The 23,182-nt window shown below is 56.0% G+C and carries 22 protein-coding genes; 4 read left to right on the forward strand and 18 right to left on the reverse strand.

All coding sequences use genetic code 11. The features are described 5' to 3' along the window. Positions 1 to 966 precede the first annotated feature (966 nt). Together ACR0J2_RS18135 and ACR0J2_RS18140 are read right to left on the reverse strand one after the other, a co-directional pair. A complete protein-coding gene (locus ACR0J2_RS18135) occupies positions 967 to 1,590 on the reverse strand; it encodes a transglutaminase-like cysteine peptidase (RefSeq protein WP_253762183.1) in 624 nt (207 codons plus the stop codon). Between the two features lie 348 nt (positions 1,591 to 1,938). After that, on the reverse strand, positions 1,939 to 2,358 hold the full coding sequence (locus ACR0J2_RS18140; RefSeq protein WP_170481544.1) for a MerR family transcriptional regulator: 420 nt from the start codon (positions 2,356 to 2,358) through the stop codon (positions 1,939 to 1,941). A gap of 37 nt (positions 2,359 to 2,395) precedes the next feature. Here ACR0J2_RS18140 and ACR0J2_RS18145 point away from each other — a divergent pair, with 37 nt between their 5' ends. Further along, positions 2,396 to 2,827: a hypothetical protein gene (locus ACR0J2_RS18145; protein WP_480813456.1), complete on the forward strand. Its 432-nt coding sequence runs from the start codon at positions 2,396 to 2,398 to the stop codon at positions 2,825 to 2,827. A 4-nt stretch (positions 2,828 to 2,831) separates the two neighbouring features. Beyond that, on the forward strand, positions 2,832 to 3,050 hold the full coding sequence (locus tag ACR0J2_RS18150; protein ID WP_247748072.1) for a GDCCVxC domain-containing (seleno)protein: 219 nt from the start codon (positions 2,832 to 2,834) through the stop codon (positions 3,048 to 3,050). A 211-nt stretch (positions 3,051 to 3,261) separates the two neighbouring features. Here ACR0J2_RS18150 and ACR0J2_RS18155 read toward each other — a convergent pair whose 3' ends face one another. From ACR0J2_RS18155 to ACR0J2_RS18205, 11 genes are all read right to left on the reverse strand, one after another. Further along, positions 3,262 to 3,534, reverse strand: a complete 273-nt coding sequence (locus ACR0J2_RS18155; protein WP_480813457.1) for a DUF411 domain-containing protein — start codon at positions 3,532 to 3,534, stop codon at positions 3,262 to 3,264. Positions 3,535 to 4,085: 551 nt separating this feature from the next. Then, positions 4,086 to 4,634, reverse strand: coding sequence for a ubiquinol-cytochrome c reductase iron-sulfur subunit (gene petA, locus ACR0J2_RS18160; protein ID WP_170515728.1), 549 nt, complete (start codon positions 4,632 to 4,634; stop codon positions 4,086 to 4,088). Positions 4,635 to 4,693: 59 nt separating this feature from the next. Further along, positions 4,694 to 5,158: a c-type cytochrome gene (locus ACR0J2_RS18165; RefSeq protein WP_480813458.1), complete on the reverse strand. Its 465-nt coding sequence runs from the start codon at positions 5,156 to 5,158 to the stop codon at positions 4,694 to 4,696. A 179-nt stretch (positions 5,159 to 5,337) separates the two neighbouring features. After that, entirely contained in the window at positions 5,338 to 5,616 is a 279-nt protein-coding gene (locus ACR0J2_RS18170) for a DUF2933 domain-containing protein (RefSeq protein WP_170515721.1), read from the reverse strand. Between the two features lie 17 nt (positions 5,617 to 5,633). After that, on the reverse strand, positions 5,634 to 6,947 hold the full coding sequence (locus ACR0J2_RS18175) for an APC family permease (RefSeq protein WP_171676546.1): 1,314 nt from the start codon (positions 6,945 to 6,947) through the stop codon (positions 5,634 to 5,636). Next, complete coding sequence (locus tag ACR0J2_RS18180; RefSeq protein WP_171676571.1) at positions 6,944 to 9,229, reverse strand: copper-transporting P-type ATPase; 2,286 nt, start codon at positions 9,227 to 9,229, stop codon at positions 6,944 to 6,946. The genes ACR0J2_RS18175 and ACR0J2_RS18180 overlap by 4 nt, the downstream gene beginning before the upstream one ends. A 132-nt stretch (positions 9,230 to 9,361) precedes the next feature. Then, positions 9,362 to 10,411 carry a YncE family protein gene (locus tag ACR0J2_RS18185; RefSeq protein WP_171676544.1) on the reverse strand — a complete coding sequence of 350 codons (1,050 nt, stop codon included), beginning with the start codon at positions 10,409 to 10,411 and terminating at the stop codon, positions 9,362 to 9,364. A gap of 132 nt (positions 10,412 to 10,543) precedes the next feature. Beyond that, positions 10,544 to 10,903 (reverse strand): hypothetical protein, encoded by a 360-nt coding sequence (locus ACR0J2_RS18190; protein WP_171676542.1) that lies wholly within the window; start codon positions 10,901 to 10,903, stop codon positions 10,544 to 10,546. Positions 10,904 to 10,987: 84 nt separating this feature from the next. Then, a complete protein-coding gene (locus tag ACR0J2_RS18195) occupies positions 10,988 to 11,356 on the reverse strand; it encodes a hypothetical protein (protein WP_157054266.1) in 369 nt (122 codons plus the stop codon). Further along, a complete protein-coding gene (locus tag ACR0J2_RS18200; RefSeq protein ID WP_480813459.1) occupies positions 11,353 to 12,057 on the reverse strand; it encodes a TVP38/TMEM64 family protein in 705 nt (234 codons plus the stop codon). Before ACR0J2_RS18200 ends, ACR0J2_RS18195 begins: the two co-directional genes overlap by 4 nt. A gap of 269 nt (positions 12,058 to 12,326) precedes the next feature. Next, positions 12,327 to 12,869, reverse strand: coding sequence for an EF-hand domain-containing protein (locus ACR0J2_RS18205; protein ID WP_253762181.1), 543 nt, complete (start codon positions 12,867 to 12,869; stop codon positions 12,327 to 12,329). A 172-nt stretch (positions 12,870 to 13,041) separates the two neighbouring features. Between ACR0J2_RS18205 and ACR0J2_RS18210 the strand changes: the two genes are divergently transcribed. Continuing rightward, positions 13,042 to 13,767 (forward strand): response regulator, encoded by a 726-nt coding sequence (locus ACR0J2_RS18210; protein WP_171676540.1) that lies wholly within the window; start codon positions 13,042 to 13,044, stop codon positions 13,765 to 13,767. Continuing rightward, complete coding sequence (locus ACR0J2_RS18215; RefSeq protein ID WP_170481601.1) at positions 13,764 to 15,161, forward strand: ATP-binding protein; 1,398 nt, start codon at positions 13,764 to 13,766, stop codon at positions 15,159 to 15,161. Before ACR0J2_RS18210 ends, ACR0J2_RS18215 begins: the two co-directional genes overlap by 4 nt. A 73-nt stretch (positions 15,162 to 15,234) precedes the next feature. Here the strand turns inward: ACR0J2_RS18215 and ACR0J2_RS18220 are convergent, their stop codons facing one another. The 5 genes from ACR0J2_RS18220 to cueR form a co-directional block, all read right to left on the reverse strand. Then, positions 15,235 to 15,855 (reverse strand): class I SAM-dependent methyltransferase, encoded by a 621-nt coding sequence (locus ACR0J2_RS18220; RefSeq protein WP_171676538.1) that lies wholly within the window; start codon positions 15,853 to 15,855, stop codon positions 15,235 to 15,237. A gap of 566 nt (positions 15,856 to 16,421) precedes the next feature. Next, positions 16,422 to 16,763 carry a copper-binding protein gene (locus ACR0J2_RS18225; RefSeq protein WP_171676536.1) on the reverse strand — a complete coding sequence of 114 codons (342 nt, stop codon included), beginning with the start codon at positions 16,761 to 16,763 and terminating at the stop codon, positions 16,422 to 16,424. 29 nt (positions 16,764 to 16,792) lie between these two features. Then, positions 16,793 to 19,972 (reverse strand): efflux RND transporter permease subunit, encoded by a 3,180-nt coding sequence (locus ACR0J2_RS18230; RefSeq protein WP_171676535.1) that lies wholly within the window; start codon positions 19,970 to 19,972, stop codon positions 16,793 to 16,795. Next, positions 19,969 to 22,164: an efflux RND transporter periplasmic adaptor subunit gene (locus tag ACR0J2_RS18235; RefSeq protein WP_171676534.1), complete on the reverse strand. Its 2,196-nt coding sequence runs from the start codon at positions 22,162 to 22,164 to the stop codon at positions 19,969 to 19,971. Before ACR0J2_RS18235 ends, ACR0J2_RS18230 begins: the two co-directional genes overlap by 4 nt. Positions 22,165 to 22,781: 617 nt before the next feature. Next, positions 22,782 to 23,168, reverse strand: coding sequence for a Cu(I)-responsive transcriptional regulator (cueR, locus tag ACR0J2_RS18240; RefSeq protein WP_152460772.1), 387 nt, complete (start codon positions 23,166 to 23,168; stop codon positions 22,782 to 22,784). Positions 23,169 to 23,182 lie beyond the last annotated feature (14 nt).

Raw genomic sequence — 23,182 nt, forward strand, 5'->3', positions numbered from 1 at the left:
GAGTGCGAGACGGGGATTTGGCAGAGCGAAGAAGCAACCATCAGACGAAGAGATTTCCAAGTTTCTATGTGAGATTGAGCTGAAGCAGGTGGTAGGCGATGAAGTGGAACAGCTCACGCGAAACATCTTTGTTCTTCAATAATCTGAAACAGCATTGCCTCCGGGATCGGCTCGCCATTACACGCCTATTTTCAGGTCCGCGCGCACCGCGCCTCCCAAGGTGAATTCTGGGACGCGACAGGTTCTTGTAGCGCGTAACTAGGTTCGTTCTATCGTCATTTACAGTCCAGATCCGGGACATATAGCGGGGTTCGTGCTTGATCGTTACCACGACCGATCATGGGACTGAATGCGTCGCGCCAACTGACGACATTCAAAAGAAAGTTCGCTGATGCGAAACGCCTAGGCATCAAAAACTTTTCTGTCTGCGTCACCAGAACTGAGGATCGCCCAAGCTGCCATCGGTGCTCGCCGCAACCCGCTGTGACGGGTGTTGTGATAACGGCATATCTCCGGGTGCAGCCAGTCTTCGAACTCCTCCAATGTCATCGACGCAGTGCCGGAGCCGTCGCATTTCCCCTTATCCTTGGGGGATGATTGCGTTCTTCCCTAAAGTAGATGAACGGCCTCCATGGTCGTCCTAATCAGGCGTTCGATATCGTCGCCGTAATGCGCTCGACCCAGTGGCCTTTACTTGACGGAGATACCCCAATCTGAGCAGGTCAAATGGAAGGTTTCGCTGCGGAAACGCGCCCATTGTCTACGTGTATGGCTTGCGGAATCCCAGCGGTGGGCCAATACAACACCTCGGAGATATCTGGCGCGCGGATCGAATTCGTTCACACGCAATGGTGCAAACACAAGCAGATGGACGAGTCGGACGGAGCAACGAAACTCAAATATGCGCCCAGAACAATGCAGGTCGTGACATCAATTGCGAGAGGCAACCAATGTTTACCCAACGGTTTAGCCGCTAGAAACCTGCACCCAACGGTCAGGGTGTAGTGGGTCCTGTATTCTTAGGAAAAGATACCTCGTTTCCTTCCACGTTTTGATCCTGTTGGTAACATTGTCCAGAACCAAATCGCCTTCACTCGAGCGATAGACTAGAACAGCATGGCCATTGCGATTGGTGTCCAAGACAGTCGCAATTAGTAGCTTCGTAGGATCCAAACCATTCTGCACAAGTTCAAACTTCTTTTGCAAAGCGAAGTCTTCGCAATCTCCTGACCCTTGCGTCGGCAGTGTCCAGTATTCCTTTGTCCCATATTGGCTTTGATCCGAAACGGCACGGATTCTCCGATTGACGCGCGTGTTGATCGTTTTAACGATCTGATTTTCTTGTGCCACGGACAGACCAGAACTACGAGCGCTCGCGCACGCCCACGAGTAGTCTTTGCATAGTGATTTGGCACCCGACGGCGCTCGCATTTCTCTATCTAGTTTGATCAAGGGAAGCTCAGAGGCTTGCGATGTAGCGGCAGACACAAAAAAGCTGCATATAAAACAGATCATTGGGAGATAACCCAGCAGGTTTTTCGATAACATTCCCTGAACTAAAGTGGGATTTGTCATATCTGCCTTCTCCATGCTCGTTCCTCTGAGGTATCCAAACTTCCCGGGCCAATGTATTTCATTCCAAGCCTTCATGTGCTTTGAGGCATTGCAACAACTTCTTAGCCTCTAGGGGTAAAGCGGCAAAAATTTGCAGATTCTTTGGTATTTCTTCCTTAGTTGACAGCATCAGAGCATCCACGCCATCACCAGTCCGGCATAGCTAACAGAGCGACTTAGAGGGTAAGCTGATCGCAATTCTCTCATTCAACAAATATACAACAGAGATCGGCCGTCATCGTTTAAGGTTACGAAATACTGGGACAATGAAGCCGCTCCTCCACAAACTGGGATAGGCAGTTTCGGTTTTTCCGGGCGCTGCAATTAATGGCCGCTAATGACATCTTTGACGACAGGCTCGTTGAGCAACGCCGTTAGCAGGGGGCATGCTGCTTCTCCTTCAGCACAGGTCTGCACAAGTTCTACCAATGCTTGCTCCAGCCGTTGGAGAGCGGCGATTTTTGACCTAACGTTGTCGAGGTGTCTTGTTGCGACGCCTTCGGCGTCACGACAGGCTTGCTCCGGCGCTTTGGACAATTCGCGAAGTGCACATGCATCCTGAATAGTAAAGCCAAGATCGCGGCAGCGTTTGATGAATCTGAGCTCGGATATTTCCCGTTCCGTGTAAGCGCGGCGCCCCGAGGCGGTTCGACCGGCTTTCTCGACTATGCCTTCCCGTTCGTAGTAGCGGATCGTCTCGATCGACAGGCCGGTCAATCTCGCCACTTCGCCAATCGCAATCATGTGATGACCTTTCCCTTGAACCTGTAGCCACTACAGGATGCATATTGTCGGTCATGATGTCGAATTTCGCAAACCGCACGAAGCAAAAATCGAGGAAGCCGAACCGGCTTCCGCCCAAGATCGTCAAAGTCGGAGAAAGCTGACTATGAGCAAATTTGTAGGGGCGAGTTTTCTTAGATCGTTTACCGCATTTGGCGTTGCGACCTGCTGCATCTTGCCGATGGCCTTGATTTTACTTGGCTTGGGAGGGAGCTGGCTGGCCGTATTTGGCAAGATCGCCGCCGCGAGTTATTGCGTGCTCGGCGGTTCGACGGCCCTGCTGCTTCTCTCTGGCATCGTCGCGTACCGCCATGGTTCACTCGACCGCCTCAAATGGTGGCTGACAGGCAGTTTTGCGTTGACGACTATCGCTTGGGTTATCGTACTCAACGAAATCCGAATAAATGATTTCCTGATAACCTTAATGTGACGCCATGAGTGAAGAACGCCCGAACCTTGTCAGCACGATCATCTGCCCGGAATGTGGACATTCAAGACCTGAAACGATGCCAACAGATGCGTGCCAGTGGTTCTACGAATGCACATCTTGCGGAAAAGTCCTGAAGCCACTTCCCGGCGATTGCTGCGTCTACTGTTCCTACGGATCGGCCCCATGCCCGCCAATTCAGGCGGGCGACAAATGCTGCGGTTGATACGGCGACCGTGATGTCGGTTTTGTCCGCAAAGCCGGTCATCAGGCTTTGCGGACGCAGGTATTTTTTCACCGTAGGCTGGAACTTGCCCGATAGGACAAGGCAGGCGCGAAGTCGCGGATCAACTGGTTTGCCGTGAAGAATGTCACGTAAACCGGGCAGAAGAAGCGAGGGCCGTGTTTTTCAGGATCTCGCCAGCGCTACCGGCACTTCATGCCGCCGGGTAGCTGGCGAACACCTCTGTGGTTCCATCCTTGCGGATCAGGAAGACGTCAAAAGCTTCGCGTTCGCTTTCCGGTCCCATGCCAGGTGAGCCGAAAGGCATTCCCGGAACCGACAGTCCGACACCATCCGGGCGTTCGCCCAGCAGGCGCCGAATGTCAGCGGGTGGGACGTGTCCTTCGATCATGTAGCCTTCCACGCGGCCCGTGTGGCATGACATCATGCCCTCCGGAATCCCATTGGCGGTTTTGTAAGCGTTCAAGGCCTCCCAAGCACTGTTTTCCACGCCTACTTCAAAACCTTCCGCCCGCATGATTTTGATCCACGATCCGCAGCACCCACAATTCGGATCCTTCAGGACATGGATTGAGGGGCTTGTTTTCGCGAAGACGGGAAGCGCCGCGCTCCCCACAAGGGCCGCGGCTCCTTGCATCAAGCGGCGGCGGCTCAGGTTATTCATTGTCATGTTCCCTCCTGGGAAAGCTTGTCTTAAGCCGATGTAAAAAACGCACCGGTAGGATTTAATGCGGACCGCAGATACGGGACCGCCATATTCGTCACCCTCGGATACTCATCAGATATGGCTTTCTGGGCGACGCAGGGATTTCTCACAATGATCTGGCGCAAACTCAACTCGGAAACGGAAGCCTTGATCTCCTCTTTTTCTGCACCTGCCACTCTGGGTCCGGCCTGGCGATAATCCGGTTCTCAAGCAACCCCGCTACCTTCCGTTCAAGGCCCGAATTGCGCCCATTTCTCACTGCTGAGTTCGATAGCGCTTACGATCGAACAGTTCTGATTTTCACCACGCTGTCACCCTATTTTTAGCCGCGTGTCGGTCACGAACTCGTAAGGGGGCAGATCGAGGTTGCGGGGCGCGGGGCCTTTCCGAATTCTGCCTGACGTGTCGTAATGTGAACCGTGACACGGACAGAACCAACCGTCCCAGTCTCCGGTGGGTTCGCTGCCACCCTGCCCGAGCGGTATGCATCCCAGATGGGTGCATACGCCAACAACTACCAGCCATTCAGGTCGCTGTACGCGCTCGGAGTCAGGTTGCGGGTCGATCATTGGTGCATCGTCTTCTGCCTTAGCCAGCGCGATCCGCTCTTTAGTCCTGTGGTCGATAAAGATCGGTTTGCCTTTCCATTTAACAGTGATCCTCGTTCCTGGTCCGACTCCTTCAAGATCTATGTCGACAACGGCTTGGGCGGAGATGTCTGCACTGGGGTTCATGCTGTTAACAAGTGGCCAGACCGCCGCGCCCATGGCCACGATGGCGGCACCGCCGGTGACGAAGTATAAGAAATCTCGCCGAGTTTCAGGCTCTGAAGGTGCCTGTCTTTCAGAAAATTCAGACATACTGTTCCTCCTGTGCGTCAGGACGGGTTCATCGAATGGTAGGACACGAACGACATTGATCAGTCGCTCTGTTTCTCTTCTTCACCCTGATGCTCCATTTCCGATTCATCGGAGTGATCTTCGTCGACGTCATGGTGCATCATTCTGGCGATGCCTTCCGGAATCTGATCTCGTGTCAGTTTTGCCTGTTCCCGTGCGTCATGGACAAAGGCGATGATGTCGGCCAGTTCCTGTCCGTTAAGCTCGATCTGTTCGCCCAGTTCTTTCTTTTGTAGTTCGACCATCGCAGCCGAACCGCGCCACATACGGGCGGCAAAATCAAAGGGGTTCATCATGTCTTCCATAGTGTCGGTATCCAGCGCCTGGGCGTCCTCGCCGCCCACACCGTTAACCGAATGGCAGACGATACAGCCTTTGTTGACAAACAGCGCCCTGCCCCGTTCGGCATTCATTTCAGGCATGATGAGCCCCATGGGCAATTGGTCCGTCGCCCGCAAGTGCTCAACTTCACCGTGCGAAGCCATTACAGGCAGTGCACCGGCCGTCAGGGGCAGTGCAATTGCGGCTATCCGTATTGGAGCTGCTAACATGGCAATTTCCCTTCCTTCTTGGATTACGTATTTGCTCTGCTCAGTTGGCCATTCCTACTCCTTGTTGCGCAGTGTTCTTGCCGCAAAGCCGCCAGCCATACAGGGCGCCGTTCTCAGTGTTTGCCGTGGCCGCGATGCATTAAGAAATGCATGCCCACGCAGACCAGCAAGAACAGCAACGGAGAACTGAGCAAAGGATAGAGTGTCTCGCGGTATTCCCAGCCCAGAACAGCGGCGCCCAACGCGATCGCAATGACAACCGGGAGCCAATTACGCTTGGCACCGTTGGCCGTCTGATCTTCGGTTTTGGGCGCTTCGGGCGTTTCGTCAGAGCTGACCCTTTCGGTCGTCTCCTGTGTGGCGCGAGTTTCGTCGAAATTTGATTGGGTCATAGCTGATTTGCCTCCTTTTAGATGATCCATTGTTTGAGAAAGATGCGCTCGTAGGCGAAGACCAAGCCGATGCCAGCAACGGCATAAACCACGATCATCGGATCCGAGCGTAGCTTGAGTATTGTGAACGCAGTCAGCACCACCGCATCCAGCGTCAGAGCGGTCAGCAAGACCCATCCCCGGGCGTTGATCTGACCGCGCAAGCGTCGCCAGACACCCCAATGCACCGCCATGTCCATCACCAGGTAGAAGAACGCCCCCAACGAGGCGATGCGAGACAGGTCGAACAACACCGCAAGCAGACCCGCAATCACGACCGTGTAGATCAGCGTGTGAGACTGGATGCTGCCCGTCATGCCGAAATGGCTGTGCGGGATCATCTTCATGTCGGTCAGCATCGCCAGCATCCGGGACACGGCGAAAACGCTGGCGATCAGCCCCGAGGCCGTTGCCACCATCGCCAGCGCAACGGTCAGGTAGAACCCGCCCTGCCCCAGCACCGGCTTGGCAGCCTCGGCCAGAGCATAGTCCTGCGCCGCGCGGATCTGCTCGGGCGGCAGGCTGACGCCGACCGCAAGGGCGACCAGCAGGTAGACCACCGCGCAGATCGCGATCGAAATCATGATGGTGCGCCCGACATTGCGGTGCGGGTCGACGATCTCAGCCCCGCTGTTGGTGATGGTGGTGAAGCCCTTGAACGCGAGGATCGACAGGGCCACCGAGGCGACGAACCCCAACGGCGCCGCCGGTTCCGAGCCCTGAACCTGCCAGGTTCCGCCCGCCGCCCAAAGTGCGGCGATGCCGAATATTGTGATCCCGCCGATCTTGAGCGCCGACATGATGATCGACCACAACCCCACCGACCGGTTGCCCGACCGGTTCACCGCATAGGCAAAGACGATCAGCGCAACCGCGACCAAAGGTACCAGCGGTCCGCTCTCGATGTTGAACGGGCGGAGCGCATAGCTCGCGAATGTACGCGCGACGAGGCTTTCGTTGATCACCATCGACAGCGCCATCAGCAGCGAGGCCGCCGCCGCAACCGCCCCGGGCCCGTAGGCCTTGGTCAGGATCATGGCGATGCCGCCCGATGAGGGCCAGGCGTTGGACATGGCGATATAGGTATAAGCGCTGAAACCCGTCACCACGGCCCCGACCACGAAGGACAGCGGAAACCACGGCCCCGCCAGCCCGGCGATCTGTCCGGTCAGTGCAAATATCCCCGCGCCGATCATAACGCCGGTACCCATGGCGACGGCCCCGGTCAGCGAGATTGATCCGGGCTTCAGCGCGCCATCGGCACCGTGCGTATTATGCTCGTGCGTGCTCAAATCTTCGCCCCCCGCAGTCGCAGCGCATTCAACACCACTGAAATCGATGAAGCACTCATAGCGAAGGCGGCGAACATCGGGCTGATCAGGATGCCGAAAAGCGGGAACAGAAGACCCGCCGCCACCGGAACGCCCGAGGCGTTGTAGATCAGGGCAAAGAATAGATTCTGCCGGATATTGCGCATAGCAGCGCGAGCCAGCCTTCGGGCGCGCACGATGCCATCGAGGCTACCGTTGACCAGCGTGAAGCCTGCACTTTCGATTGCTACGTCAGCGCCAGTCCCCATTGCGATGCCTACATCGGCCTGCGCTAATGCGGGTGCGTCGTTCACCCCGTCACCGGCCATGGCGACCTTTGCGCCTTTCTCCTGCAGTTCGCGAATTATTCGGGCCTTGTCCTCGGGTAGAACGTCGGCACGAATCTCGTCGATACCCAGACGTTCGGCCACCGCCTTTGCAGTGCGTTCGTTGTCGCCAGTCGCCATGATAATTCGGAAACCCAGCTCGTGCAGCGCCTTGAGGGCGGCGGGTGTTGTTTCCTTGACCGGGTCGGCGACGCTAACCAACCCCGCCACTGAACCATCAAGCGTCACGAACATCACCGTTTCGCCGTCATCCCGACGCGCATTGGCCTTGGCCGTCAGTTCGGCCGCCTCGAGTCCGAGATCGGTGACCAGTTTCAGGTTGCCGAGCGCGACGGGGCGGCCATCCACCGTGCCTTTCACGCCTTTACCAGTCACCGCCTCGAAGTCACTGGCGTCGGACAGGGCCACGCCACGTTCCTCGGCTCCTGTGACGATTGCCTCAGCTAACGGGTGCTCCGAGCCCTTCTCCAGCGTTGCGGCCAGCCGCAGCACCTCGACTTCGTCATGGCCAGGTTCGGGTAATATAGCCACAAGCTTTGGCTTGCCCATTGTCAGGGTACCGGTCTTATCGACAATCAATGTGTCGACCTTCTCGAACCGTTCCAGAGCTTCGGCATTTTTGATCAAAACTCCGGCTTGTGCACCTCTCCCCGTGGCCGTCATGATCGACATCGGAGTGGCCAGGCCAAGCGCGCACGGGCAAGCTATGATCAGTACCGACACCGCTGCGATCAAGGCGTAGGAGAGTGCCGGAGCCGGTCCCCAAACCGCCCATGCAATGAAGGCCAATACAGCGATGCCAATGACCGCTGGCACGAACCATCCGGCAACTTTGTCGGCGTATTTCTGGATCGGTGCGCGCGAGCGTTGCGCGTTGGCCACCATTTCGACAATCTGGGACAGCATTGTGTCAGAGCCCACTCGGGTTGCTTCGATCACAAGGCTACCGGTGCCGTTGATTGTCGCCCCTGTGACCGGCTCACCCTGTACCTTTTCAACCGGAACCGGCTCGCCAGAGATCATGCTTTCGTCAACAGATGAGCGCCCTTCGAGTACAATGCCGTCTACTGGCACCTTGTCGCCAGGGCGTACGCGAAGGCGGTCGCCTACCTGTACTTCTTCAAGCGGGATTTCCTCTTCACTGCTGTCAGGGCGGATAATGCGGGCGGTCTTTGCGGCCATGTCCAGCAAAGCGCGGATCGCCTTACCGGTGCCTTCGCGGGCCCGCAGTTCCATCACCTGCCCGAGCAGAACAAGTGTAACGATAACTGCGGCCGCTTCGAAATAGACCCCAACATGGCCTTCTGAATCTCGAAAACCGTCCGGAAATATGTGGGGCATCAATACGGCGACAACGCTGAACAGCCACGCGGCCGAAACCCCCATGGCAATCAACGAGAACATGTTTAGATTCATGGTGCGAAACGAATTCCACCCTCGTTCCAGAAATGGCCAGCCGCACCAAAGAACGACCGGAGTGCCAAGTATCAGTTCAATCCATAGGGTTGTACGCTCACCAAAAATCTCTCGCACGCCAGACAGCCCAACGTAGGGGCCCATCGTGAAAACCAAAAGCGGCAGCGTCAGAACCGCACCTACCCATAGGCGCCGGGTGAAATCCACCAGTTCCGGGTTCGGCCCCTCGTCCACCATCGCCGCGCTTTCCAGCTCCAACCCCATGCCGCAGAGTGGGCAGGACCCGGGATGGGTTTGCCGCACCTGCGGATGCATCGGGCAGGTATATACGGGTCCGTCATAGCCTGTCGGAACGATGTCATATTCACCGTTGTCGTCCGTCGCTCCATGATGCGCGGAATGGTGGTGATGCGCATGCGCATCCACCTCGCCCTCGGGCACAAGGTGCATCCCGCATTTGGGACAGTCGCCGGGCCCAGATTGACGCACGTCAGAATGCATGGGGCAGACGTAAGCGACCTCGGTCGGGCCGTTCGCGTGGATTCTGATGTCGTGGTCTTCTGTCATGTTCTGCTCCCTGGTTTAAGCTTTGGTCGTAGAGCCGTTTAATTACACAATGCCGGGCACAGTCCTTCAGGGCAGAACAACCATCTGGTGGCCCTCACCCAGTATCGGCACTTCGGTAATAGCCGTCAGGCTGACTTGATCGACGATCCAGACCTTCGGTTCGGTTCGGCTTGATACCATCACCTTGCTTGAGTTCGGTATGGGCGTCAGGTGATAAGGTGCCGGTGACAGGTTGGTCGATCGCTGTTTGCCCGTAGCAAGATCAATCGACAACAACCGGTCGGTGCCTTTGGCGGCCACGAACAGTACGCCCTCGCGGTCGGACAGGCCGATCCCGTGCAACTCGCCTCCAATGTCATAGGTTTCGGTGACAGAACCGCTGGCAAGATCTACGCGGAAGGCCTTGCCACCATCACTGTCGGCTACGAAGGCGGCGCTGCCGGTGGCGTTAAGTACAAGATGCTCAGGGCCTTCGCCGACGGGGATGTTGCGTACGACGAAGCCTTTGACGACATCTACTTCGCTAAGTGTACCATTGCCGGTATTGGTGACATAGACCCTGTCGCCGTCAGGCGCGAATACCGCATAGTTGGGCATTGGCCCGGTTGCTACGAAACCAAGGAAGCTGAGCTTATCGAGATCGACGATCGAAATACCGTCACCGCCTGGATGGGTCGCCACCGCGAACCGCCCGTCGGGCGACACCGCGGTGTGATGCACCGCACCTGGAACCTCGATCTGGCGGACGACCTCGCGTGTTTCCGCATCAAGGATCGTCAGCAGGCTCCGCCCCTTGTCTTTGGGCAACGCGGTGACATCGCGCTTGGCGTGGTGCGCAGCGTGTTCATCCTCGGACATACCTTCGGGCTTTGGTGGCGTTGTGGCCTCGGTTTCTGCGTAGCTGCCTGCGACCAGGTACTTAACGTCGGGCGCGCCTGCCAGCCCATGGACCGCCACGAGCCTCGGCAGCCGCTCGACGGTCTTGCCGGTTTCGGAGTCGATCACCAGAACCGAGTCCGCGCTGCCTTCGGGAATGAACACGGTTGACGCCAGCGTGAGAGAGGGCGCGGTCAAAGCTACTACGGACAGGCCAGCGGCCAGATTGAACAGGGTCATTTAGGTTTCCTTTCGTCAACTGAAACGCGCGCATTGGCGGGCACGTGCAGAAAAATCCGGTAGATGACGGCCATCAGGAAGGGCGTCAAAAGCAGGGTCAGAGCGATGGCCTTCATGGCTTTGTCCTTTCAATCAGTTGAGTTTTGTGCGAGCCGCAAAGACATTGAACAGTCCGCCGAACAGCAACGCGGCGTACCAGCCGTAGAGAAACGCCCACAACAGTCCCAACAGGAATGAGGGCAGGCTGAGCCAGGTCACTCCGGGCATCAGGCCGATCCAAGTCCGGTACATGGCAAAACTTGGAAAGATCAGGTCAAAGGCCACGCACAGCAGGTAGGTTGCGGCCAGAAACAGGCTGAGCGCCCAGCCAAGGGTTATCACCGGAACACCCGGCTGATGTTCTTGTATCCCCATCACACAGGAGCCACAGGCCAGGCGCAACAGTGCGAATAGCACCGCGCCCGTGACGAAAAAGTACAGAATGGCAAGCATGGTAAGTGTCCTGAACCGAGTTGGGCCGCAATCAACGGCTTGGGCAAGACCCCGGAGCGAATCCGGGGCCATTGCCGGTCACGTTCAGGACAGGTTTGGCGGATGTGGTAGTGGGGCGACCGGCAGGCTTGCGCGTGGCCGGAACCGTTCTGGCGCCACGGGCGTAGCAATACGCATCGAGAGCAATTCAGGTGCCGCCATAACTGCCATCGCATAGCAGCCCGGGTGCACTGAGCAGTCTAATTCTTCTGATGGATGAGACGCGGGATACCCACCGCTGTCATCGATCACAAGCTCGGCCTGGGTGGCGGCCTTCGCGATGTCATGTCCGGCATGGGACGGCACAACAGAGATCAGCATCGAAACCACCAACGCACAGATCAACAGGACCTGCAGCCGGCCCATGGCTCGGGCCGTCCGTGTCGCAGTTGATATCCATTGTGCGCGGATCACTTAGGGTTTCCTCCATTCTCCAACAGTTTAGGGCCGCTTGGACCGGTCGCATTGATCTGGCTCAATTCGTGGTCTGAAGAGCCAACGGGCATCTTGCGATTCCAAGCCAACCAAATAAGTGGCGCCCCCGTCAACAGCCCAAGCCCGATAACCGCAAGGCTGGTGCCGCCTGTCGCGGTTTCGGTAATCTGGCTGCCCAGATGGGCCAGAACGAAACTGGCCGGCAGGAGTCCAGCCAAGGTGGCCAGGGCGAACCGCCAAAATTGAAGTTGGGTCAGACCGGCGGCATAGCTGACCATGTCGAAAGAAACGAAAGGCATCAGGCGGCTGGTGAACACGGTCAACATCAGGGCATTCTGCGATCCAAGCAACCCCATGTCCAGCTTGTCGCCGAACCACCGGCGCAGCGCGTCGCGCCCCAACCAACGGGCTATCAGGAACGCCAGCAGCGCCCCCAACTCCGCCCCGATAGCAACCAATGCGGTTCCCAGCCCATGCCCATATGCCACCCCGGCAGCGACAGCGATCGGAGCGCTGGGGATTGGGCTGGCAACCACTGCGGCTGTCATGAAGCCGATGATGACAACGGGTCCGAACGGGCCGGCCCAATCCACCCACGCAGTAATGACTTCGCGCGATAGTCCTGCGTCCAACGCGCCAGACAGCCACAACCAGATGGTGGCGATCAGAAACGCGATCAAAACCGCGATGAAAACCAAACGGCTATTGCTGTGTAGGCCTTCCAGCTTTCGTTCCTCCTATGACATAGCCCTCCACCCCTATACGGGAGTGACGGATTCCGAGGTCACTTAGCGATGTATTTGACCAGTGCCACGATCGCCAGAACGATCAACACTGCAATCAGCGACATCCAAATCATGCCAAACCCCATTCCAGCGCCATACCCCATCATCGCTTTGTTCCTCAGTGGTTTGTGCCGAGTGCGATGACCCGGCTACACGGTTGCGTTTCAGTTGTTGGTTTCAGAAGCCTTTGTCACAGGTTTCGAGGCCTTCATGCCGTGTTTCGGCGACATCGTCTTCGCGCCTTTCTCGATTTCCCCTGTGGTCACCGTGCCATCGCCATTGGCATCCAGATGCTGAAATCGGTCCACCATGGTTTCACGGATCATTCCGGAATGCAGCGCTTCGAACTCATCAATCGACAGGTTGCCATCTCCATTAACGTCATGCGCCTGCATCCGGGCCTTCAGACCTTCGGCGATCTCAGATTCGCTCGGGCGACCGTCCTCGTCCATGTCCAGAACCGCCAGCCAGTTGCCGCCCATCATACCCTTACCATGCATACCACCCATCATCTGGCCATGCGTTTTCATCATCATTTGCATCATGCCTGCGTGATCGCCCATCATCCCGCCGGGCGCACCCTGCATCATGCCGCCCTGATGGCCCTGCATCTGCGCGCTGCTGCCATGCTGACCGGCGGCAAGCGCGGGCAGCGCCATCAAAGTCGCGGCAAAGGCTCCGGCGGCCAGCGTGAAGGTAACTTTCATGACTTTCACCTCTCGGGTTTTTGTTTCTACACAAAGCATATGGCCGCCCTCGGCCGCGCCACCACCCCCCTACTCAACCCGGTTTGTATCGTTGTGTCGCAGCCGGCCCAACTGATACAAAGGGTTACAAAAAAGCCGGGATTTGTACCGCGCCGGGGCCTATGATCGCGCCATGACCGAAGCACCACATATCTTGATTGTCGACGACCACCGCGAAATCCGTGATGCTGTCAGCCGTTATCTGGAAAAGAATGGGTTGCGCGCCAGTACCGCGCGCGACGCAACCGAGATGGACGCGCGACTGGCGGCCGGTCGGATTGACCTTATCGTACTCGACATCATGATGCCGGGCGAAAACGGATTGTCGGTCTGCCGCCGCCTGTCCGCGGCCGGTGGCCCGCCGATCCTGATGCTGACAGCCCTCAGCGATGATACCGACCGTATCGTGGGTTTAGAGATCGGCGCCGATGACTACCTGCCCAAACCATTTAACCCACGTGAATTGCTGGCCCGGATCAAGGCGATCCTGCGGCGTTCCGAAACCACCGTCCCCCCGGCTGGCGATCTGAGCGGCAAACGGATCGCGTTTGGAAGCTGGGTACTGGATGCCGACAGTCGCACTTTGATATCCGCCGAAGGGGCCGAAGAAAGTCTGACCACCGCCGATGTCCGGCTCCTGGCCGTATTCCTGCAGCGGCCCCGCAAACTCCTGTCACGCGACGAACTGCTGGATTTGACCGCCGGCCGCAGCCCGCACTTGTTCGACCGTACGATCGACAACCAGGTCAGCCGCTTGCGTCGCAAGATCGAAGCCGACCCAACGCGCCCGAAGCTCATCACCACGGTAAGAGGTGGCGGTTATTGCCTGTCGACCGACGTGAGCGAGCTTACGGGATGAAAGCCTTTGCCCAAAGTCTGCGCGGTCAGCTTATCCTTTTGATCATCGCCGCGCTGGCTGCCGCGCAACTGGTCAGCCTGTGGCTGTTCGTCGACGAACGCTCAATGGCAGTGCACATGGCCCTTGGCCTGGAAACCGCCGGACGCGCCGCAAACATCGCGCGGCTGATTGAAGAAGCTCCACCCGAGATGCACGACGCGATCCTGCGGGCGGCAAGCTCTCCACTGGTGCGTTTCAGCCTTACAGATACGCCCGCGGTCGATCACACCGGGCATAGCGCTGGTGGGACGGTCGAAAACACAATCCGCAGAATTCTGCCAGGCTATGAAAACCGTCCCATCCGGGTAGAGTTGCATGAGTTCTCTCCTGATATGCTGCCGGTCGAAGGTGTTCCGTCCACAATGGCTGAAATGCACATGGCAATGATGCGTGATCACGTTTCCGCAATTGAAATGCAGCTGTCGATCGCTCTGACGACCGATCAATGGCTCAACGTGGATACCCGGTTCCATAACCCTCCTCTGCAATGGCCTTTGCAGTCCTTCGTCAGCTTCGGTTTCACTGCAACTTTAATTCTTGGAGCAGCCATTTGGTTTCTACTGACACGGCTGACCGGCCCGTTGCGCCGCCTGTCACTGGCTGCAGACCAGTTTGGTCGCGGTGAAGACGTCCAGGAACTGACGGTTTCTGGTCCGACCGAGGTGCGAGATTTGACGCAGGCGTTCAACCATATGCGTGACAGGTTGACTCGCTATGTTGCCGATCGGACCAGACTATTGGGGGCGCTGGGTCACGATTTGCGGTCGCCTCTGACGGGATTGCGGGTTCGCGCCGAACTGGTGGAGGAAGAGGAGACCCGTGACCATCTGATCGAGACCATCGAGGAAATGCAGGATATGGTGGACTCCACCCTGTCATTTGCCAAGGGCGTAGCCACGCGCGAACCTTCCAGTACCGTCCCAATTGGTGAATTCGTAACCAAAACGACCGAAGACATTGTGCAAGCCGGCAACGTGGTTGAGGTATCGGTAGCAGACAATCCGGCCGTCACGCTTCGACCGATGCTGATGAAGCGAGCTCTGCGCAATATCATTGAAAACGCCTGCCGGTATGGTGCCCGGGCCGACGTCTCGGTCAAGCAAGAGGGGAATGAGGCAAAAATATTGATCCAGGATCAGGGCCCCGGCATCCCCGAGCATATGCTTGATGCGGTATTCGACCCATTTGTGCGGCTTGAAACATCCCGCTCGCGAGAGACTGGCGGAACCGGCTTGGGGCTGTCGATCGCACGTACGATCATCCAGTCGCACGGTGGCACAATAGAATTGCTAAACAGAGAAACTGGCGGCTTGTGCGCTAAGGTGGTTCTGCCAGTTTTTGAGGGCCAAACGTAACTTGTGAACACAATAGGCATGTTCCGAAAGCTTATTGGAAGCCCACCACTTTGGGCCAGCTTCAGGTGTGGGCTCAACCGCAGCGTCGGAGTACACTGAACTGGAAAGACTGGCTTTCCCCCCAAGGGGTTTGGTGCAGGTGATGGCGATGCGCGACGAGTTCAAAGTGGTCCTCGAAAAGCATGGCGATATCGCTCGGACTATAGCGGGCGACCGGGAGACCACTGCAAGTCTCCGGCCCATCAAGTGCAAACGTAGCAATGATCGCATGGCCGCCAATTTTTACCCCTCTCTTCACTCTTTCCATATAGGCCGCGCGTTGCGATGTATCCACGAGAAAGTGAAAAACCGCCCTATCATGCCAGACGTCATATCTGCGATCGGGGACCCAAGAAGTTATATCTGCGGAAATCCAAGTGACTGTTTCAGCGGCGCGCCCCAACCTTTCCCGGGCCGTGTCCAACGCGACCTGCGATAGATCGAGAACTGTCACGTCATGGAGCCCCTTCGCAAGCAACGCTCCAGCAAGACGAGATGTACCCCCGCCAATGTCGATGACGGATGAAGGCTTAGACACTCTGATCAACTCGATGAGTTCAAGCGATATCTCCGGATCATCCTCGTGCCAACTCAATTGGGTGTCAAACTTCTCGCCATAGACATCGTCCCAGTGCTCTCTTGTGTTAGCTGTCATGTCGTATCGTTTTCCCAAGTCGTCGCCCTGAAGATATCCTCATTTTGACCGCTCCGCGCTGCGTTTTCGACTGAAGCAAAAACCAACAAGGCAACGCCCCAGACAATTCGACGCTGGTCCGTTGAATGGCCGCGTGAAGTCATCTCAGCGACAATGTAGTACACACATTCCAATTGTGAAATGTTTTAGGTGGGATTTGCTTGTCGGTCAGATTCCCACTGGGCTGCGCAAGCAACTCCAGAATTTAGCGCAAGTTTAACTGCAGTGGCGCGGGGCGGAGATACCGAAGCGTTGGCAGTTTCTGTACTGCTTGCCTGGATTGCTCTGTTCCTTCAGAGTAGCCGGAAGATTTTCTGAGCTTTGGAGCTTCAATCAGTCAACGAATTGCTTATTGCGCCTTTAACCGACAATGGACTGATAACTTATGAGCAGAGCCACAGATCGTTAAAATACGATTTGGTTCTTGAGTGGCTCCTACTCCATTTCTCTTAGTTCATAGAATTTCCTACGGTCCTTGAAACGGCGAACAATCACATCATTGGTGAATAGCTGCCGCATCAACAGACTCAGTTTTTCATGATCGCGCCGATCGCATACATACCACCATCGCTTTTGACCAACATCAGTGTGACTTCGTCACCGGCGCTAATCTCACCCATCATCTGGGCATTCTCAAGAAGCTGCAAATCCATCGTCATCGCGGGCCACCCGATCTCGGGGATCGGATCATGGCTGACGTTGGCGGTTTCGTCGCCAATTGAGTTCACCAAAGCTTTTGCGTGAACCGCCCCTTCCATCTGTTCGGACGACATGGACATGTTGGAATGGTCCATGTCGTGGTTCGTTTGCGCGAAGCTGGTTGTCGTAGACACGGCCAAAAGGGCCACAATAGCAGTCAAAGTTTTCATCAGATGCTCCTGTTTCAAGGTTGTGGGTATTATTCTGCCGGAAGCGCAGGGGGCACTTCCTGGATCGTGTGGGAGATCTCTCGGTTCACGCGATTGAGCGCGAGCCGTTTCCAAATCACGAATATTGCGGGAATGACGAAAAGCGTGAGAAGGGTTGCTGTCACCATGCCCCCAATCATCGGCGCAGCGATCCGCTGCATGATTTCAGAGCCTGTACCGGTGCCGTACATGATGGGTATCAGTGCTGCGAAGATCGTGGCTACGGTCATTACCTTCGGCCGAACCCGAAGAACGGCGCCTTCGAACACCGCGTCTTCGATATCGTCACGTGTCAGCTTTCGCTGTTCCGATTGCGCCAGCCCACGACGTTTCTCCCAAGCAAGATTGAGGTACAGCAACATGACAATCGCTGTTTCCACCGCAACTCCCGCCAGCGCGATGAAACCCACGAGTACAGCTATCGAAATATCGAAGTTAAGATACCACAGGAACCAAACCCCACCTGCCAATGCGACCGGAAGCGCCGCAAGAATTATCCCGACCTCAATCACTCGATTGAACGCCAAGAAAAGCATGAGCGTGATAATTAGTAGGGTTGCAGGAGCAACGATCGTCAGCCTGTCCTGCATTCTCTCTATGTACTCATACTGCCCCGACCAAGTCAGCGAATAACCTGGAGGCAGGTTGACCTTTTCTGTAACCACTTCTTGTGCTTCGGCCACATATCCGCCCAGGTCGCGCCCCGCTATGTCGATGAACACGAACCCGGTTCGTCGAGCGTTCTCCGATCGAATCATTCCCGGCCCGTCAACTATTCGAATATCGGCGAGAGCAGACAGTGGCACATGAGCACCCGACGGTGTGACGACAGGAAGATTTTCGAGCCGTTCCGGGCTGTCTCGCCATGCTTGAGGGTACCGTAGGTTTATCGGAAACCTCTCCAGCCCCTCTACAGATTCCGACACTTGCATACCGCCAATTGCGGTCTGAACTACGTCCTGAACTTCTCGAACACTCATCATGTATCGGGAGGCGGCATCTCGTTTGACGTCGATTTCGATGAAACGCCCGCCAACAGGTCGCTCTGCGTAGGCGGAAGCCGTCCCTTCAATATCAGCGACCGCACGTTCTACTTCGATCCCTATATCTGTAATGACCTCCAAGTCGGTGCCGGATATTTTGACACCGACAGGAGTACGGATACCTGTCGCAAGCATATCGATGCGGTTCTTGATAGGTTGGATCCAAACATTTGTAACGCCCGGAACCTGAACGATACGATCGAGCTCATTCCGGATTTTCTCCATTGTCATGCCGGGGCGCCATTCTTCTTCCGGCTTGAGTTGGATTGTGGTCTCCACCATCGTTAGAGGTGCTGGATCGGTTGCAGTCTCCGCACGCCCAACTTTACCGTGAACAGTTTCGACTTCAGGCACGGTAGCTATCAGGCGGTTGGTCTGCTGCAGTACCTCACGGGCTTTTCCCGTCGAGATCCCGGGGTAGAAGCTCGGCATGTAGAGAAAATCACCTTCGTTCAACTCGGGCATGAATTCAGAGCCAATTCTCTGGTACGGGTACCACATGGACGTCACCAGAACGCCGGCCAACAGTGTTGTTGCCCATGGCCAGGCAATTGCCGCGTCCAGAAATGGGCGGTACACGAACACGACCAAGCGATTTAGCGGATTTTTTCGCTCCGGTAGAATACGCCCCCTTACAAAGTAACCCATCAAGACCGGAACCAACGTTATCGAAAGGATGGCGGCTGCAGCCATGGCGTAGGTCTTGGTATAAGCGAGTGGCGAGAAGAGCCTACCTTCCTGATTTTCCAGAACGAAAACAGGCAAAAAACTAACCGTGATAATCGCCAGAGAATAAAAAAGGGCTGGTCCCACCTCAGAAGCGCACTCTTGCACAATCCGCCATCGGTTCTCTGCTGTGAGCTTTTCTTTTTCCAACCGCCTGTGCATCGCCTCGATCATCACAATCGATGCGTCGACCATCGCACCAATAGCGATGGCTATGCCGCCGAGCGACATGATGTTTGCGTTTACTCCTTGTGCCTTCATCAGAATAAATGCGGCAAAGATGCCCAGCGGGAGCGACAGAAGAATCACAAGGGATGACCGCAGATGAAGTAGAAAAGCCGCGCACACAAGAACAACGACGATGAATTCCTGCGTCAGTTTCTTCTGGAGGTTATCGATAGCACGCTCGATCACACCAGATCGGTCGTAGGTCGTTATGATTTCGACCCCTTCCGGCAGGTTTGAGCGCAACTCTTCTATGCGCGCTTCCACCGCTTTGATCGTCGCTAACGCGTTCCCACCCCATCGCAGGATGACCACTCCGCCAACCGCGTCTCCTTGCCCGTCGAGCTCCCCGACACCACGGCGCATTTCAGGCCCCAGGCGGATTTCAGCAACGTCTCCAAGCGTCAGAGCGGCGCCGCGCTCGTTGACCATCAATGGCGCGCTTGCAAGGTCTGATAATTCATCAATGTAGCCCGATGACCTGACCATGAATTCGGCTTCACCCATCTCAATGACGCTGCCGCCCGTCTCGCGGTTGGCCGCCTGAATAGCCGTCCTCAGTTGCGCAAGTGTTATGTCATAGGCACGTAGTTTATTTGGGTCGACGACGACCTGGTACTGTTTGACCATTCCGCCGATGGTGGCGACTTCTGAGACGCCTTCCACGGCTTGTAATTCGTATTTCAGAAACCAATCCTGCAGAGTCCTGAGCTGAGCCAGATCATGATTTCCGGTTCTGTCAACCAGCGCGTACTGATAAATCCACCCGACCCCTGTCGCATCGGGGCCAAGTTGTGGAGACACACCTTCAGGTAAGCTACCGGTAATCTGGCCCAAGTATTCGAGCACACGCGACCGAGCCCAGTAGAGGTCCGTCCCGTCCTCAAAGACGACATATACAAAGCTGTCTCCAAAGAACGAGAACCCGCGAACGTCTTTTGCACCGGGTACGGCCAATAAGGCCGTCGCCAATGGATATGTAATTTGGTTTTCGACAACTTGAGGTGCTTGCCCGGGATATGGCGTGCGAACAATTACCTGGACATCCGACAGATCCGGGATTGCATCAACGGGCGTCTCACGAATGGCCCAAATACCCGCAACTCCTATCATGAATGCGAGGGCCAAGATGATGAACCTGTTGGCGAGAGAAGAACGAATGATTGCCGTGATCACTGCGTAACACTCCCATCAAGCGCGACCTCTAACAGCGTCATCGAAAAGTCGGGATTGCGGCGAAGGATCAAAGAAACATCAATCCCTACAGGCAAATTAGAAACCTCAATCCCCTCCGCAACCGGGAAATCCATGGTCATGCCCGGCATGCCGATCTCGGTCATTGGACCGTGTGTTACGTTCGCGGTACGCGCATTCGGGTCGATACTGTTAATTCGGCCAGAAACCTGAAGCGGCGGTGCAATAGGCGTTGCCGCAGCCAACACCATCGTCATGCCATCTGCACGCGCGAAAGTCAGAGTCATTTCAGAACCGACTTCGAGCATGTTTGGGTCCAATGTTGGCTCTAATGGGAAATCCATGGTCATTCCCGGCATCCCAATCTCAGTCATCGGTCCGTGAGTGATAGTTGCAGTCCCTGCCTCAGCATTGACGAGGTTGATCGTGCCGGTGACAACAATCGGTGGAGCAGAAGCTGTGATGGTTTCTTCGGGTTCAACTGAATCCGTCGGCGGCGAGCCCTCTTCGCGAACTGCCACAATCGAGAACATCCCCCCTTCTCCCTCAGCCAGATCAAACTCAATTGGCATGTCGATTGGCACGGTAGTGAGATCTACTCCCACAACAGGCAAATCCATTGTCATGGCGGGCCAACCGAGCTCGGGGATCGGTCCGTGCTCAAGCGTCAATTTGCCGTCTGAAGTGACGGCGCGCGCGATTCCGGCTCCAGTTCCGGCAATACCATCGTCTGGTGCAAGCTCCATCAAGCTCAGAAGCCCATCCGCACCCCTCGCGATCACGAAAGCAACCGCGTCGCCAGAATTCAAACGGTCGAGCGAAACACCAGACCTAACCGGAAACTGCGAAGTCATTGCGGGCCAATCGAGGCTTTCGAGAACATCGTGACGAACAGTTGCCATACGATTTTGGGCATCGAGTGAAACCAGGGTACCTGCCCCGCGTGCTGGTTCGGTGTCCGTTGGTGCCATACGCGTGAAGCCGGCGCTCAAAGCACTTTCACTGTCGATTAGAAACTGTGCGGATGCGACAACTTCCTCGCCGGGTTCAAGCCCTTGTAGAACTTCTGTTCGTCCCCCCTCGCCGAAACTGTCTCGAAGACCTGTAGTCACCAGTCTCGGGCGAAAGGTACCATCGCCCGTTTTCAAGATGACGCGTTCCGCCGAACCAGTACGAATTAGCGCCTCTGATGGAACAGTGAGAACATTCCGGCTTTCATCCGGTATAAGACTAACACTGCCAAACATGCCCGGCCGCAGCACGCCGTCGGTGTTATCGAAACTCAGTCTGACGGGAAGAGTTCGGGTTTGCGGATCAAGCTCAGGGTAAACATAGTCGATTTCGCCTTCGAAGGTGCGACCAGGTAGGTGCTCGAACCTTGCTATTGCGCGCATGTCATCCGACAAACGTGCAATATCTCGTTCGAAAACATCGACGATCAGCCATACTTCGGAAAGATCGGTGACCGAAAACGCAAGCGTGCCTGGCTGCAGGTACATTCCATCGGCGGCGTTCAGCGCTATGACAACACCGTTTTGAGGCGCCTCAATTTCCACATTTCGAACCAACTCACCGCCCGCCTCGATCTCTGCAACCTGACGTGCGGACATACCGTGGCTGATCAACTTGTTGCGCGCCGCGTCCAAAATACGCGGGTCACCAGCTTCGACTGCGCGTACAAGATCGCCGGTTGCAGCTGCGATCAGCGGTGAAAAGAGTTCGAATAGAACTTGCCCCTTCTCAACGCGATCACCGACCGCGCGAACTTTCAGTTGCTCAATCCAACCTTCAACGCGTGTATGAACGTGATTGGTCAGGTGTTCGTCAAAGCCGACGAAACCCACCGTCTCGATACGAGGCTCGATATCAGTCATGCGTGCAACCGCAGTTCGCACGCCAATTGCGTTGATTTCTGCAGCGCTCAGGGTGACTTCTTCAGGGTCGCCGGTAGGTTCCTGCCCAGAATAAACCGGGATCAAGTCCATACCCATAGGCGATTTTCCAGGTCCAGGCTGCCGAAAATTCGGATCCATCGGAGCTACCCAATAAAGGACTTCTGGTTCATTCGACTGGCCCTGATCAATTGGATTCAGGTACAGTCTTTCAAGAATGACACCTCCACCCAGGCCAAACGCCAAGGCAAGTACTGATAGTGCCGCATATCTTCCACGCATAATAATCTCCCGACGGTCGCAATGAATGCTGGAACCGAAACAACATGAAAACCCGCGCTTGCGGGCCTGAGGATGTCAGGAGATTTGAGGAGGACGATCGGGAGTCAGAGGTCCCTGAGACAGATGGGTGTCCGAATCCATGTTTCGGTTTTGCTGCCCGAAAGCTGTAGCCAACACAGCAACACTCACTTGGGTAGGATATTCACCAACGCAGCAGATGCCGGAATGACATTCTCCGCTGTGATTTACGTGGCTATCCGTGTGGATTTGGCCAGTCGTCGGATGCAAACCGCTATGGTCGTGTTTGAAGTCTGATGACTTTGCAGCCATTGCAACGCCGTGAGGCTCAGAGGTGCTACTGTTTTTGACGTCAGTGCTCGCGACCACAACAGTGCCGACGAATGTCATCGCCAAGCAGACGCATGTCAGAAACGTCATTCGCAACACTGAGAAAAACTTCCACTCCATCCCGTGCAGTTAGGACGAACGTAACGTGTGTTCAAGCCAGTCGGAGAAAAAAACAGGTGAGTCGGTGCGCTGCATAGAAATGAAGCGGATTCCCGCGAATACACGTAACAAACTGCCAAAATCGGAGGCAGTTCATACGATGAGCGCATCTAAGTTTGGCCGAGGTTCTTCAGGATCGGGCAGTCAGGGCGGTGGTCGCCAGCACATTCGTCGATCAGATGAGACAATGTAGCATGCATGGCCTTCAGGTCCGCGATCTTGGCATCTATTTCTTTTAGGTTCTGTTTGGCGATATCCTTCACGTCCGCGCTTGCGCGCTCTTTGTCCTCGTACAACGCCAGTAGCGAGCGGCAATCTTCAATGGTAAAGCCCAATGAGCGGGCCCGCCCGATGAAGGCCAGTTTGTGCAATTCCTTTTCATCGAAATGGCGATACCCGTTCAGGCTGCGCCTGGGTTTGATGAATCCGATATCCTCGTAATAGCGGATGGTTTTGGCAGGCAGACCCGAACGTTCTGCTACATCTCCGATATTCACAGCGGTTCTCCTAT

The organism is Ruegeria sp. CG4, assembly GCF_056537185.1.

What these genes read in the sequence shown, in the direction of transcription:
- ACR0J2_RS18220 (WP_171676538.1), bottom strand. Translation starts at nt 15,855, where the DNA reads ATGACAGCTAACACAAGAGAGCACTGGGACGATGTCTATGGCGAGAAG.
- ACR0J2_RS18210 (WP_171676540.1), top strand. Translation starts at nt 13,042, where the DNA reads ATGACCGAAGCACCACATATCTTGATTGTCGACGACCACCGCGAAATC.
- ACR0J2_RS18205 (WP_253762181.1), bottom strand. Translation starts at nt 12,869, where the DNA reads ATGAAAGTTACCTTCACGCTGGCCGCCGGAGCCTTTGCCGCGACTTTG.
- ACR0J2_RS18215 (WP_170481601.1), top strand. Translation starts at nt 13,764, where the DNA reads ATGAAAGCCTTTGCCCAAAGTCTGCGCGGTCAGCTTATCCTTTTGATC.
- ACR0J2_RS18165 (WP_480813458.1), bottom strand. Translation starts at nt 5,158, where the DNA reads ATGGCTTCGCACGGTGAAGTTGAGCACTTGCGGGCGACGGACCAATTG.
- ACR0J2_RS18145 (WP_480813456.1), top strand. Translation starts at nt 2,396, where the DNA reads ATGCATATTGTCGGTCATGATGTCGAATTTCGCAAACCGCACGAAGCA.
- petA (WP_170515728.1), bottom strand. Translation starts at nt 4,634, where the DNA reads ATGTCTGAATTTTCTGAAAGACAGGCACCTTCAGAGCCTGAAACTCGG.
- ACR0J2_RS18180 (WP_171676571.1), bottom strand. Translation starts at nt 9,229, where the DNA reads ATGCATTCTGACGTGCGTCAATCTGGGCCCGGCGACTGTCCCAAATGC.
- ACR0J2_RS18140 (WP_170481544.1), bottom strand. Translation starts at nt 2,358, where the DNA reads ATGATTGCGATTGGCGAAGTGGCGAGATTGACCGGCCTGTCGATCGAG.
- ACR0J2_RS18190 (WP_171676542.1), bottom strand. Translation starts at nt 10,903, where the DNA reads ATGCTTGCCATTCTGTACTTTTTCGTCACGGGCGCGGTGCTATTCGCA.
- ACR0J2_RS18235 (WP_171676534.1), bottom strand. Translation starts at nt 22,164, where the DNA reads ATGCGTGGAAGATATGCGGCACTATCAGTACTTGCCTTGGCGTTTGGC.
- ACR0J2_RS18225 (WP_171676536.1), bottom strand. Translation starts at nt 16,763, where the DNA reads ATGAAAACTTTGACTGCTATTGTGGCCCTTTTGGCCGTGTCTACGACA.
- ACR0J2_RS18150 (WP_247748072.1), top strand. Translation starts at nt 2,832, where the DNA reads ATGAGTGAAGAACGCCCGAACCTTGTCAGCACGATCATCTGCCCGGAA.
- ACR0J2_RS18170 (WP_170515721.1), bottom strand. Translation starts at nt 5,616, where the DNA reads ATGACCCAATCAAATTTCGACGAAACTCGCGCCACACAGGAGACGACC.
- ACR0J2_RS18135 (WP_253762183.1), bottom strand. Translation starts at nt 1,590, where the DNA reads ATGGAGAAGGCAGATATGACAAATCCCACTTTAGTTCAGGGAATGTTA.
- ACR0J2_RS18185 (WP_171676544.1), bottom strand. Translation starts at nt 10,411, where the DNA reads ATGACCCTGTTCAATCTGGCCGCTGGCCTGTCCGTAGTAGCTTTGACC.